General features: G+C 69.8%; 11 protein-coding genes. 7 read left to right on the forward strand and 4 right to left on the reverse strand.

All coding sequences use genetic code 11. The annotated features are described in order from the left end of the window. The first annotated feature begins 365 nt into the window (after positions 1-365). Both WME82_RS14750 and WME82_RS14755 read left to right on the forward strand, forming a co-directional pair. Positions 366-743, forward strand: a complete 378-nt coding sequence (locus WME82_RS14750; protein WP_437746063.1) for a hypothetical protein — start codon at positions 366-368, stop codon at positions 741-743. A 16-nt stretch (positions 744-759) separates the two neighbouring features. Further along, positions 760-3219 carry a SpoIIE family protein phosphatase gene (locus WME82_RS14755; protein WP_438043344.1) on the forward strand — a complete coding sequence of 820 codons (2460 nt, stop codon included), beginning with the start codon at positions 760-762 and terminating at the stop codon, positions 3217-3219. 135 nt (positions 3220-3354) lie between these two features. Here WME82_RS14755 and WME82_RS14760 read toward each other — a convergent pair whose 3' ends face one another. Further along, positions 3355-4533: a hypothetical protein gene (locus WME82_RS14760; RefSeq protein ID WP_438043345.1), complete on the reverse strand. Its 1179-nt coding sequence runs from the start codon at positions 4531-4533 to the stop codon at positions 3355-3357. Positions 4534-4738: 205 nt separating this feature from the next. On the opposite strand from WME82_RS14760, the gene WME82_RS14765 reads away from it, so the two are divergent. From WME82_RS14765 to WME82_RS14780, 4 genes are all read left to right on the forward strand, one after another. Further along, positions 4739-6331 (forward strand): YifB family Mg chelatase-like AAA ATPase, encoded by a 1593-nt coding sequence (locus WME82_RS14765; protein ID WP_438043346.1) that lies wholly within the window; start codon positions 4739-4741, stop codon positions 6329-6331. Positions 6332-6501: 170 nt separating this feature from the next. Then, a complete protein-coding gene (gene recA, locus WME82_RS14770) occupies positions 6502-7539 on the forward strand; it encodes a recombinase RecA (protein WP_437871725.1) in 1038 nt (345 codons plus the stop codon). Positions 7540-7724: 185 nt separating this feature from the next. Next, entirely contained in the window at positions 7725-8204 is a 480-nt protein-coding gene (locus WME82_RS14775; RefSeq protein ID WP_438043347.1) for a single-stranded DNA-binding protein, read from the forward strand. Between the two features lie 523 nt (positions 8205-8727). Further along, a complete protein-coding gene (locus tag WME82_RS14780) occupies positions 8728-9471 on the forward strand; it encodes a hypothetical protein (RefSeq protein ID WP_438043348.1) in 744 nt (247 codons plus the stop codon). Positions 9472-9565: 94 nt separating this feature from the next. On the opposite strand, the gene WME82_RS14785 is transcribed toward WME82_RS14780, so the two are convergent. Both WME82_RS14785 and WME82_RS14790 read right to left on the reverse strand, forming a co-directional pair. Next, the gene (locus WME82_RS14785; RefSeq protein WP_438043349.1) at positions 9566-10339 is read right to left on the reverse strand and encodes a hypothetical protein; all 774 of its coding nucleotides are present in this window, start codon (positions 10337-10339) and stop codon (positions 9566-9568) included. Positions 10340-10437: 98 nt separating this feature from the next. Beyond that, positions 10438-10881, reverse strand: coding sequence for a PA2169 family four-helix-bundle protein (locus WME82_RS14790; RefSeq protein ID WP_438043350.1), 444 nt, complete (start codon positions 10879-10881; stop codon positions 10438-10440). 318 nt (positions 10882-11199) lie between these two features. Between WME82_RS14790 and WME82_RS14795 the strand changes: the two genes are divergently transcribed. Then, positions 11200-11466 carry a hypothetical protein gene (locus tag WME82_RS14795; protein WP_437746072.1) on the forward strand — a complete coding sequence of 89 codons (267 nt, stop codon included), beginning with the start codon at positions 11200-11202 and terminating at the stop codon, positions 11464-11466. A 222-nt stretch (positions 11467-11688) separates the two neighbouring features. On the opposite strand, the gene WME82_RS14800 is transcribed toward WME82_RS14795, so the two are convergent. Further along, a complete protein-coding gene (locus WME82_RS14800) occupies positions 11689-13458 on the reverse strand; it encodes a metallophosphoesterase (protein WP_438043351.1) in 1770 nt (589 codons plus the stop codon). Positions 13459-13519 lie beyond the last annotated feature (61 nt).

Genomic DNA, 13519 nt, shown 5'->3' on the forward strand with positions numbered 1-13519 from the left:
ATCCACACGAATTCGGAGGCATCCGCGCTCCGAGCCGGGAAGCCGCGATCGAGCGGGCGCGCTCTGCATCGAGAAGCCTGTTCGCGAAATGTTGCGGTGCTCACCGCGCGACGCCGCATCGTGTGCGCCTTCCACCTGCTACCCGCACTCACGCGTGGCGCGTGGCGCGTGGCGCGTGGCGCGTGGCGCGTGGCGCGTGGCGCGTGGCGAGATCAACCCGCGCGGCTTGCGGGAAGGGATTGGATCCGGCGCGACTACGTCGTAGTATGGAGAGCTCGCATCGACCATCGCACCGGCCGTCGGCTGCAGCATCCAGAGGAACGATCCGGCGGTCGTCGCGCGCGCGGTCGAGAGATGGAGAAGAGATGAGCTGCTTGAGCGTGGATCCTGTCGTCACCGACAGCTTCGGGATCGAGCAAGCCTTGAGGGACGACACCCTCAGCGTCAAGCTCACCGGCACGGGGGACATGGCGGCATCTCCGCCGCTCAGCAGGTACGTCAAGGCGCTGGAGGGCGAGGTGATGCGCCTCTCGGTGAGCACCGTCGAGTTCGACGTGCGCGACCTGCGCTTCATGAGCTCGAGCTGCCTCAAGGCGTTCGTCGGCTTCATCTGCGGCCTGATGGGCCATGGCCTCAAATGCAGGATACGGTTCGTCACGGACGCGAAGCGGACATGGCAGCGACGGAGCCTGAAGCCCCTGGATCGCATATGCCCGGAGCTGGTCTCGATCGCGGATGCATGATCGAGAGCCCGAGGCCATGACGAGGAAGCGTCGGACGCTCGCGTTTCTGATCGACAATGTCGTTGGCGACTACCAGTCCGAGCTGCGCGCCGGGATCGAGCGCGGCGCCGCGGCGCACGACGTCAACCTGCTGACGGCGTTCAGCGACCCGGCCATGGCTCGCCGGCCGGAGGTGGCCGACCGGGGCACCTTCTATCACCTCATCGGCCCTGAGACCGCCGACGGCGTCATCGTCGCCTCGTCGACGCTCTCCCCTTACGGCGGCATGGAGGTCATGCGATCGTTCTGCCGGTCCTTCGCGCCGCTGCCGGTGTGCAGCATCGGGACCGCGATCGACGGTGTGCCGAGCCTGATGGTCGACAACGCCCTCGGGAGCGAGATATCGGTCGGGCACATGGCGGACGAGCACGGGTGCCGGCGCATCGCGTACATCGGCGGCCCGAGCAGCAGCGAGGAGGCCGCGCTGCGCGCCGGCGGGTACCGGAGGGCGCTTGCGGCGCGGGCGCTCCCTTGCGACGAGCGCCTCCTCGTGTTCGGTGGGTTCACGATCCCGACGGGGCGCGCGGCGATGCGCGAGCTCCTGGCTCGCGGGGTGGCGTTCGACGCCGTGGTGGCGGCCAACGACAGGATGGCGCTCGGGGCGATCGAGGTGCTCAAGGCCGAGGGACGCCGCATCCCGGAGGACGTCCTCGTTTGCGGGTTCGATGACGTCGGCATCGCGCGCTTCACGAAGCCGTCGTTGACGACGGTCCGCCAGCCGATCGAGCGGCTCGGGGGGATGGCCGTGAGCACGGTCCTCCGCATGATCGACGGCGAGGCCGTCGAGCCGCTGCAGCTCGCGCGTGTGGAGCTCACGCAGCGCGAGTCCTGCGGCTGCGGGTACCGCGCGGGCGACACGTTCCTGCAGCCGGTCCCCTCGGTGCGCGGCTTTCCGCGCGCCATCGCGGATCAGCGGGCGTCGCTGGAGCGCGCGCTCGCCAGCAGCGTGGCGATCCCGAGGGGCGCCCTCGACGGCTGGGCGGGCGACCTGCTCGCCGCGATGGAGGCGGAGCTCGCGGGCGACGAGGGGCGCTTCCTGCGCGCGCTCCAGGCGCTCCTCGACGGGGCGAGGCGCGAGGGCGTGCTCCTCGAGGAGTTCCAGGCGGTGATATCGCTCTTGCGCTCGCGGGTACAGGGGTCGCCCGTGGGCGGCGACGCGGCGCTGGAGCAGCTCTGGCACGCTGCGCGCATCCTGATCGGGAGCGAGTGCGTGCACGTCGAGGGGGAGCAGCGGCTGAACGTCGAGCTCGCCGCGATCGATGTCACCTACGGCGCGCGGGGCTTCTCCGCGTGCTTGAGCCTGCCCGTGCTCAAGGGGTTGCTGGCGTCGGAGCTGCCGAGGATGCGGTTCTCGGACGTCGCCGTGTCGCTGTACGACGACGCTCAGCACGCCACCATGAAGCCGCTGTTCGTGATGGAGGACGGCCGCGAGGTGGAGGTGCCGGCCGTGAGCTTCCCGGCGCACCTCCTCGCGCCCCCGGGCTTCCTGGACGCCGACGAGCGCATCAGCAGGATCGTGCTCCCGGTTGCGTTCGGCGACGAGGAGAGGTTCGGCGTCGCGGTGCTCGACCACCGCGCCAGCGGCATGATGTACGAGGTGCTGCGCCTCCAGCTCGGCTCTGCGGTCAAGGCCGCGGCGCTGCACCGGCAGGTCGTCCGGGAGGTGGAGCTGCGCGAGCGGCTGGAGCAGGAGCGGGTCCGTCAGGAGAGCCAGGTCGCGGCGCGCATCCAGACCACGCTGGTGCCGAAGCAGCTCTCGATCGAGGGGCTCGACCTCTGCGCGGTCATGAAGCCGGCGGCCGAGGTCGGCGGTGATTACTACGATGTGATCCCGGCGGACGGGGGCGGGTGGCTGGGGATCGGCGACGTCGCGGGGCACGGGCTCGCGGCGGGTCTCATCATGCTGATGATCCAGAGCATGGTATCGGCGCTCACGTGCAACGACCCGGCGGCGAGCCCGGCGAAGGTCATCACGGCGCTCAACAAGGCAATCTACAAGAACGTCCGCGATCGTCTGGAGCGCGACGAGCACGCGACGCTCCTCTTGCTCCGGTACGAGCGCAACGGGCGCGTGACGTTCGCGGGCGCGCACGACGACCTGGTCGTGTGCTCGGCGCGGACGCGGCGCTGCGGGTGCATTCCGAGCTCAGGCGTCTGGATCGGCGCGCTGCCCGAGATCGGCGCGCTGACGCGGGATGCCGAGCTCTACCTTGGGGATGGGGACGTGCTCGTGCTCTATAGCGATGGCGTGACCGAGGCGCGGAACGCCCATCACGAGCAGTTCGGGCTGGAGCGGCTCTGCGCCGTCATCGAGGCTGTCCAGACGGAGCCTGTCGGCGTGATTCGCGACCGGATCCTCGATGCGGTCGAGGGGTGGTGCCCGAGCCCGGACGACGACATCACGATCGTGGTGGCGAGGTATCGCGCGCCCGAGTAGCTGCGGCGGGGCGGCGCTCGCTCTGGCCGGGCTCGTTCTTCGTGGTGGACCCATCGCGCCGGTGGAGCTCCTCGCTGCGTGGGGCACCGCCGGTGCTTCCGCTGGCGAGAGGGCGAAGGAGAAGGCCGCGCGCAGTTACCGCGAGCGCCCTGGTTTTGGGGGCCTTGTCGCGTTCTGCGCCCGCGGTCCACGGTCCGGCGCGCGCGAGCGCATCGTGGCAGGGGATCGGCGGGTCGTGCTGGCTGGCTTCGACGCGAACACCTCGCTCATCGACGCCGCCGTCGCCGCGCTGGCGATCCATCGGTCGAGCTCCGCAGGAGCCCTGCAGGCGTCAATGTGAGCCCGCTCATCCGCCGTCAGTGACAGGCCGCGCGCTTCGAGCACCGCGAGCAGGGCCTCCCGCTTGCCTTCGATCTTGCCTTCGATCTTGCCCTCGGCCCGACCACGCTTCTCGAAGAAGAGCCGGAAACGTCGAGACGCCGGGGTTTCAGGGACTTTGCTTGGATCCATGGCCATCTCCCTGAGCGCGGCCAGCATGGCGTCGCTCAGCACCGCGAGGATCGCACGCGCCTGCGCATCCCGCAACGGCTCGTCGGTGAGGTGCTTTTCGGTCAGCTCCAGAGCGCGTATCACGATCCGGCGCGCGGCCGGCCCGCGACGGTGGTGTACGGCCCACGCGGCGAAGAGCGCGAGTTCCGGGTGCATCGGATCGAGCAGCGCCTCGACGCGTCGACCTGCCAGGAGCAGCACCCGCGGCGTCAGCTCGAAGCGCGTGCCGAGCTCGCCCTGGAGGTGCGCGACCCGCTTCGCCCAGGAAGCCACGCGGCGGCTGGCCGTGATCACGAGGACCTCGCCCATCGCCTTCTCCTGATGGACAAGCACGCTGACCGCAAGCGGCCAGCTCCTCCGCTTGCGCTCATCGATCGAATTCTGGACCTCGACCATCAGCCAGCCCCGCTGTCGCGAGCGCAGGAGCAGATCCGGACGAACCTCGATGGCTCTGGTGAAGCGCACGGTCGCATCGACCACCTCGGTTGGCCCGCCGAGCGAGCAGCCGGTGAGGTGGTGGAAGAGATCGGCGAGCAGCGCTGGACGATCCCGCAGCGCGACGACGAGCACCTCGTGCGGAGTTCCCGGCATCCGGCTGTCTGTACCCGAGGGGAGCGAGGTTGGCGAGCCTCGATGTCGCGAATTCGATCCTCCGTCGGAGAGGGCCGTCGCTCGGACCGCCGACGTGGAAGCGACCAATTCTTGCTGCTCATGATGAAATAGCCAGAGCGCGTGTAATGAGGCGCGGTGGGCGCCAGGGGCCACACGCACAGGGACTGCGGACAACTGCCTTGGCCTGTCGCCGTGGCGACGCTGGCTCGCCAGGCACCTGCCGGTGAGCCTCTCGATTCCGGCGGCTGCCTCTGGCGGCCGCCACCCCGTCCGCCGCGTTCGCCACCCCTCCCGCCGCGAAATTCCCTGAGTTCGCCGCCCTCTCTGTCTGGCACGCCTTTCGCGAAAGGGCTCCGGCATGCAGGCCACGGCGCTCACGTTCTCTCTGCTCGGGCTCGACGCGCACCCCATCCGGGTGGAGGTCGACTCGGGCCGCGGTCCGTCGTTCTTCCAGATGGTGGGCCTCGCCGAGGCGAGCGTCCGCGAGAGCCGCGTGCGCGTCCGCGCCGCGCTCCAGCAACTGGGCATCGAGCTTGACGAATATGTGATCACCGTGAACCTCGCCCCGGCAGACCTCAAGAAGAGCGGCGGCGCGTACGACCTCGCCATCGCGATCGCCGCGCTCGCGGCGCTCGGCAAGGTGCCCGCCGAGGGGCTCGACCGGATTGGCCTGCTGGGCGAGCTGTCGTTGAGCGGCGCGGTGCGCCCCGTGCGCGGCGTCCTGCCGGCGCTGCGCGGCGCGGCGGCGCAGGGGGTCACGCGCGCGATCGTGCCCCAGGGAAACGCGCGCGAAGCGGCGAGCGTGGCTGGTATCGACGTCCTCATCGCGGAGCACCTCGGCCAGGTCGTCGCGCACCTCCGCGGCAACAAGCCCCTCCCGGGCGCGGGGACCATGGCCGCGATCGACGCGGAGCCGAGCGCTGCAGCGGCGGATCTCGCGGAGGTCCGCGGCCAGCACGGGGCGCGCCGAGCCCTCGAGATTGCCGCTTCCGGGGGACACAACCTGATCATGGTCGGCCCGCCAGGCAGCGGAAAGACCATGCTTGCTCGGCGCCTGCCAACGGTCTTGCCGCCGATGTCCTACGACGAGGCGCTCGATATCACCGCGATCCACTCCGTCGCCGGGCTGCTCTCCCCGGACAGGGGCCTCGTCGCGGTTCGCCCGTTCCGCGCCCCGCATCATACCGTGAGCGCCGCGGGCCTCGTCGGCGGCGGGGATCCAATCCGCCCCGGCGAGGTCTCCCTGGCCCACCACGGGTGCCTGTTCCTCGACGAGCTGCTCGAGTTCCGCCGCGGCGTCCTCGAGGCGCTCCGCGAGCCGCTCGAAGAGGGCACGGTCGCCCTTTGCCGCGCCCGCGCCCGCGTCGTGTTCCCGGCGCGTCCGATCCTGGTGGCCGCCATCAACCCCTGTCCGTGCGGCTTCCATGGCGACCGCGGCAATCGCTGCGCCTGCTCCCTCGATCGTGTCCGCGCCTACCGCGCGCGGCTGAGCGGGCCGATGCTCGATCGCATCGATCTTCACATCTCCTTGCCGCCCGTCGACGTCGCTCACCTGTGCGCGCCGCTCGCCGACGGCCGCTCGTCGCTCGACGCGCCCGAGCGCTCCGCGGCGGTGCGGGCGCGCGTGGTCGAGGCCCGGGCCGCGCAGCGCGCGCGCTTCGAGGCGGGGGAGGTGGCGGCGACGCACAACGCCGAGCTCGGCCCGCGCGATCTCGCGCGCGTCGCCATGCCGGACGCGACCGGCGCGCGCGTGCTCGCGTCGGCCGTGGAGCGGCTCGGCCTCTCGGCGCGGGCGTATACCAAGGTGCTGCGGGTCGCCCGCACGCTCGCCGACATGGACAGGAGCTCTGCCGTGCGGGCAGCGCACGTGGCCGAGGCGATCGGCGCGCGGCTGTTCGATCGCGAGGCCGCCTGCGGGCCGGCGCCCGCCACCACCGCCGCGGGCGCCTGAGCTCGCCGCAGGGCCAAGGACCACCGCGCCCGCAGCGATTCGGGCGCGATCGCGGCCGCCCCGACGGCCGCGCTGGATCGTCTGTCTGCGCGCTCGGGGGCGCGCACGTTCAACACGCAACAATTGAACCGCAACAAGCAACGAACGCACGTCGAAAAGGAGAGACCGAGATGATGACCGAGATCGCTGAGAAGCTCCGCACCGTGAAGACCGTCGTAGGCACCATCGAGAAGCAGTTCGGGAAGGGGGCGATCATGTCATTGAACGACGAGAACGAGACCCGGGACATCGGCCTGATCCGGACCGGATCCCTGTCGCTCGACGCGGCGCTGGGGATCGGGGGATACCCGCGCGGGCGCATCGTGGAGATCTATGGCCCGGAGTCGTCGGGGAAGACCACGCTCACGTTGCACGCGATGCGGGAGGCGCAGCGCGCGGGCGGCGTCGCCGCGTTCATCGACGCCGAGCACGCGTTCGACGTCACGTACGCGCGCTCGCTCGGCGTCGACATCGACAGGCTGCTCGTCTCGCAGCCGGACAACGGCGAGCAGGCGCTCGAGATCGTCGAGATGCTCGCGCGCTCGAGCGCCGTTGACGTGATCGTCGTCGACTCGGTGGCTGCGCTCACGCCCAAGGCCGAGATCGAGGGGGACATGGGCGATTCGCACATGGGCCTCCAGGCGCGGCTGATGAGCCAGGCGCTGCGGAAGCTCACGGGCATATGCCACCGCACCGACACCACGCTCATCTTCATCAACCAGCTCCGGCAGAAGATCGGCGTCGTCTTTGGCAATCCCGAGGTGACGACCGGCGGCAATGCGCTCAAGTTCTACGCGAGCGTGCGGCTCGACGTGCGCCGGGTGGGGCCGGTGAAGGTGAGCGACGAGGCCATTGGAAGCAGGACGCGCGTCAAGGTGGTCAAGAACAAGATGGCTCCTCCGTTCAGAGAAGCCGAGTTCGACATCCGGTGGGGAGCGGGCATCGACGGCGCGGCGGATCTCATCGACTTCGCCTGCCAGCTCGGGGTCGTGGAGAAGAGCGGCGCGCACCTGTCGTTCGCGGGTGAGCACATCGGGCAGGGGAGGGAGCGCGCCCGCGAGGCGCTGCTCGGCAAGCCGACGCTCGCCTCGTCGCTCCGCGCCGCCGTCGACGCGGCGGCGCCGGCGCGAGCTAACGGTAGCAACGGCAGCGCGGCGATGGATTCCTGATCTCGGGGCGGTCGGCGCGCCCGGCGGCTCGCCGCCGCCGGCGCGGCCGCTCTCGCTGCGCGACGACGCCGCGCCTCGCGAGAGGCGCAGGGCGGTGGGCGCCGGCGGATGGTGAGCGACGGCAGAGACGACACGCACAAGAGAACGACAGCAGACGACAACACAGAAGCGAACTGGAGCATGTCATGAACGAAGGACTGAACAAGGTGATCCTCATGGGCAATCTCGGCGCGGATCCGGAGCTGCGCTACACGGGCAACGGCACCCCGGTGCTTCACCTGCGCATGGCGACGAACGAGTCGTTCGTGGACAGGAACAAGGAGCCCAAGGAGCGCACCGAGTGGCACAGCATCGTGTTCTGGGGGCCGCGCGCCGAGGCGCTGGCCAAGGTGCTGACGAAGGGGGACGGCGTGCTCATCGAGGGCGGGCTGCGCACGTCGAGCTACGAGAAGGACGGGATCAAGCGCTACCGCACCGAGGTGATCGCGCGGGATCTCCGCTTCGCGGGGCGGCGGGCCGCGTTGGCGGAGCCCGTGCCGGGTTCGGACGACGACGGCGAGCCGACGCAGCCCGGGGCGGGCGTGCCGACCACGGCGCGGCTCGGGAAGAACGGCGCGCGGGGGCGGCCCCCGGAGGTGCCTGCGCTGGATGAGATGCCGTACTGAGGCGGTCCGTCCGGACGAGCGCGGGGGCGAGGCGGCTTGTCTCGAGCCGCCTCGCGGCGTCCCCAGCATGCCTCGCCTCACCCGGTCGGCGACATTCCCCTCCTGCGGTCGCCGTCGCGGCCCCATCGAGCCCCCCGGCGCTCAGCGCTTGGCGTGTTGCTGGATTCCACTCAGGCCAGTTTCCAGGGCGATGTGTTACGAGGTAGCCCTTCGCGGACGCTGGCGCGCAGCGTCAGCCGCGAGATGACTGATTCGATGACTACATGTCACCATCACGCGGTGGACGGTATCCGGCAGTGCCGTCTGAAGAACTCTCGTGTCCTACATGAACACAGAAAAGTGATTGAATCGATGGATAACGTGCTCGAAGTGTGTTGACGAATGCCGTGCTTTGGAAGTAAACAGTGGATGCTAGGCTCGACGCGACCAGGTGCGATTCTCTTGCTGTACACGATCGACCTCCTCAACCGAATCTGCTCGGCCTGCGGAACGGCAACGTGGTAACCGTCAACCGAGGTACTTCATGCTCAGCAATGCGGTTCGCTTTCTGATGGTGTCTGCTGCTGCTTCTTTCGTCGCGCTCGGCGCTGCCCCGGCCGACGCGTGCTCCCTGCTGTCCAGCGGAGCGCTCGATTTTATCGCTGCCGGTACGCCGTCCGGGGCCGGGGCCGTCTTCCTCACGGGCGTTCAGAAAGAAGAGTTCTGGTTCGACCCGGACCCGATCGTGGACGCGGTGAACGACTCGGCCAAGATGTCCTCCTACTGGGGTTCGACGAGCCCGACCTCGGAGAAGTACTATACCGAGTTCACCAAGCCCGGGGCCATCGTCTCGCTGATTTCGAACATCTCCAACGTCGCTGCGGGTGACGTGCTCGTCATCAATAAGACGGTGGCGGTGCCAGGCGGCCCACAGACCGCATACGGCGGGCACACCGTGATCATCACGGGCCCGGCGCAGCAGCTCACGACGGCCCTCAACCCGAAGTACACGAACACGATCCAGTGGGCGCTGCCGATCGCCGACTCCACCAGTTCGGTCCACGGATGCGACGCCATCTGGCGTGACAGCCGGTGGACGAACACGTGCAGCGACTTCGTCGCAGGGCCGGGGACGGGCTACATGCGCATCTATACCGATTCCTCGGGAGTCCCCGTGGGTCACACCTGGAGCGTCACCTCGGGCGGCACCTATTTCCCGATCACGAGCACGACCGTCGCGCAGCGGCCCTTCGTCATCGGCAGGCTGAACTCTTGCCCGCTGCCCTGACCCCCTGAACCGGCGCGCCCGCGGCGCAGCGGCGTGTTCGCCGGGCGATCCTGAGGGCGCGCGCTCTCAGGATCGCCCTCTCCCCCTTCGGCGTTTATGGCGTTCCGCCCTTCTCGGCCGCCGCGGGCACGCGGCAGAGCTGGGCGATGCCCTTTCCGCTCAGCTTCTCGCGCGTCAGCTCGAACTGCGGCACGTACATGCAGAAGCGGCCGCCCTTCTCGGTCGCGATGCTCGTTCGACGCGAGATCATCTCCTCGAGCTCCGAGCGGCTGATGGCCTTGTCCGTCTTCAGCGTGTCCGAGACCTTGAGATCGACCGCGTTCGGGCAGCTGACGCTGGCGGCGACGGTGAGGTTGGGCTTCACCTTCTCCTGACCTTCGCGATAGTCAGCACCTGGCCCGGCCTGACCGCCCGCTTGCGCCCTGCCGGCCTGGGCGCCTTCGTGGGGCTGGCTGCCGCCTTGAGCGCCGCCGGCCTGAGCCTGGGCCTGGCTGCCGTCGGTCTGGCCCTGCACACCCGCACCGCTGCCCCGTCCCAGGTTGCCGCTGCCGCTGCCGGTCTGACCGCCCGACGGCTGCTGCGACTTGCCCGCCGCGACGGGATCGATCCGACCGTTGACGGAGGCGGTGTAGGTGCACCCTTCCTCGACCGGGAACGAGATCTGCTCCTGGAGATTCATCGCCTGTTTCTTCTGACTCTGCCCCTGTTGCTGCTGGGTGCGCTGTGCGCCGCTCGGGCTGGGCTTGTCGCCCTGATGCTGCGCACCGCCCTGCGCCGCTCCCGGCGTGCCCGATTCGCGTTGCTGCGGCGAGCCCGTGCCGCCCGTCTGTGCTGCCGCGAGCGCCGGCACGACCGCGAGCGCTCCCATGGCGAGCGCGAGTTGGATGGACCGATTCGATTTCATATTACCCCCAACCGTAGAATCTGCTTCCGATCGTACTCACCACCGCGCGGGCCGACCGCCCACTAGGCGGCTTGTTCCCAGACCTTCCTTGACAGCGCGTCCTTGATCCACGCGAGGTGCCGCTGCTCATCAGTGTAGTTGCGCTCGACGATCGCGCGCGCCTCGGCCGTGAGCGACTCGTCCAGCGCCGCCTGGTATTGCCGGTTCGTGAGCTCCTCGTTGCCGCGCATGGCGAGGAGCGCGCTCTGGTCTCCCTGGCTCGTGATCGCCGTGAACCCTTCGATGAGCTTGCCCTTGAGGTCGCGGGTCCGTTCCGCGATGCCGCCGAGCGACGTCACATGCGCGGTCAGATCCACCACGTGGCGCGCGTGATCATCCCTGAAGCTCGCGAGCCTCTCCTTGGTATGAGCGTGCTCGCACGCCTCGATGGCGCGGTCGTAAGCGGCGATCGCGTCGCGATCGAGCTGGATGAGGTCGTTGAGCACCTCGATGACGTCTCTCGCCATGATGGACACTCCTTCCGGGATCCCGCTCCGCTCGGACCCCACCGCCCACCACCTGGGGCATTTGCGTGGGGGCGCAAGCCATGCGCACGTCGTCACCGGAACTTGTGGTCGCCGTGGCCTCGCCCGGCTCGGCCGCCGCTCGAGGCTGCCGATGGCGGCCGTGGCGGGCGGTCCGGCATCCCGAACGGTCCGGCAACCTCGACCTGGCACGGACCGTGAAGGTCAGTCGGGAGACGGGAGACGGGTGACGGGAAACCCTGACAGCTTCCGTGGACCGGCGCCGCCAGCGCCGGCGCCGCGGGGAGATGGAATGTGCCTATGAAACGCTCTCTTGGCCGCTCCTCGATGCGCGCCGCGCTCGCGCTGCTCCTCGCCGCCTCCGCGGCTTGCGCCGAGGGGCTCGCGAACGCGCCCGGCATCAACCGCGAATGGACCCCGGAGGACCGTGGTCAGGACGCCATCGCAAATGGCCCGGGCTCCTGCCCCAGGGAAGGCCCCGATCCGCTCTCGCCCCCCGGCGAGCTGCGCGAGATCTGTCCCAAGGCCGCTCCGCCGAGGCTGCCCAACGCCGCCGCGTCGCCCTGAGCGCAGCCGGCTCGCGCCAGAAACCTCGCTGCGCCCACTGACCTCACGTTCGCGCGCGCAGGAGCGCGCGGCGAGCTCGGCACGCAAGAGTCCTTCTGCTGTCGATCGCTTCCACGATTCGACCGCCCGGATGTGGTTGTGCCTGCCAGAGCGAAGGCAGAATGTCGCGGCTGAGGCGAACTGCCTCATGGAGGGAACGATCGCCAGGGCTCCGGTCTGCCTCTACAGCTCGGGCGCGCCAGCTCCCGCCGCGGCGCCCGCTGCGGGGGGGCGACTCCGCCGCTCGCCCGCGGGGCACTCGCGGTGCCCGGCGCTTGCCGCGTCGACCTTGAGTTGGCCGGGCCGGCGTGGCTGCCGCGCGGTCGGGATGGTGATGGGCTCCTCGATGAGCTCCGGCGCCAGGGCGCCCTGGGCGGGGATGAAGCGCGGCTCGCCGGGCTTGCGATCGTCGGCCACCTTCCACGCGCGCGGCACCCTCCTCAGCCCGACGGGATAGAGGGTGAGGCCGTCGCGGTGGACGTGAATCCGCAAGAAGTTCTTGTAGTCCTGGATCCGGAGCGCCGAGAACGCTTCGTTGCCGTGCCGCCGCGCGACGTTGAGCGAGATCAGGAGATAGACGCCCATGATCGTCGACCCGACCACGGCGCCGGTGGCGCCGACGAAGAGCGTCACGCCGAGGAGGCTCCACATGGACGGGAGGTCCCGGACGTCGACGCCGAGCAGCGCGCCGCCGAGGTGCGCGAGCCCCAGCGCCGCCCCGAGGTGCGCGAGCGCGTGGAGCGAGCCCGCGAACCGGCGATACCAGGTCTTGTAGGTGTCCGTGAAGACGATGAACACGAGCACGACGACGAGGACCCACCCCACGGCCCCCGGCCCGGGACGGGGCAGCGTCAGGGAGGAGAGCATGTAGACGAAGGCGGCGGCAGGCCAGAAGCCGAGGTTGTGCCGAGCGAACGAGAGGTTGCGCCAGGCGAGCCGGCGCGACTCCGGCTCTGACGGAAACGAGGCACGCAACATATAAGGGCGCTGGTCGGCGCCCGCGCCGGAGCGGACCACGGTGACCGGCTCGCCGTGGGTCGGGTGGAGGAACGCGCCGCCGCCGCCGGCGATGACGTTTTGCCGGCCGTCCGCGGACTCGTGGCGGCGATAGTGGTGCAGATCTCCGGCGATGCGCGCGACGATCTCGACCCCGGGCCGCGCGTCGGCGAGCTGCTTCTCGAAGAAGGCGAGGTTGCTCTGGAGCTCTGGGTTGTAGATGGCGCCCTTCACCCAGTCGGGCTCGGCGGTGCAGAGGATCACGCGATCGCCGTCGCGCATGTCGTGCGTCGCCAGCTTGCAGAAATACTCGATCTGCGGCTGGTCGATGTCGGACTCGAGCTGGATGTCGACGCCGAGCAGCCAGAAGCCGTGGGGCAGCTTCAGCGCGAAGTAGCTCCGCGACTGGAACGTCTTCCAGGCGCCGAGCGTGCGTTTCTGGCCGAAGAGGCGCATGAAGCTCATCAGCCCGTCGTACCAGTCGTGGTTGCCAGGGATGGCGAACAGGTGCGGCGGATCCGTCACATCGGCCTTCGGGAGCGCGGCCGCGTAGGGCTCGACGAGCCGCGTCCAGTACGCCTGACGCGTGGCCGAGGGGTAGACCTGGTCGCCGCCCATGATGAGCACCTCTCCGCGCCTCGTCTCCCGGTCGCCCAGCGAGAGGACCGGCCGTGCGAGCAGGCTGGCGATCGCGTAGGTGGGGTTGAAGCCATCGCCTGTGTCCGCCACGTAATCGATCCAGAGCTCGTCGCGCGTGACGCCGTTTCGGACGGCATAGTCGAAGGGCGGCTGCGGCCCCGCGATCGCCTCGATGAGGCGGAAATCGCCGCGCGCGCCCATCAGGCGGGAGACGGTCATGTCGAGCGCGGAGCGGGCCAGCTGGAAGGGGCTGTACCAGCACGTCATGACGCTCTGCTGGAGCGCCGCGAGCCGCTCGCGATCCGGGCGATCGATCATCCGTCCCTCCGCTCAAGGGAGATTATCACCGCCGGAGCGCCGCGTCGCCTCGGCCGCGCGC

Source organism: Sorangium sp. So ce128, assembly GCF_051525245.1.
Lineage (GTDB): Bacteria > Myxococcota_A > Polyangia > Polyangiales > Polyangiaceae > Sorangium > Sorangium cellulosum_B.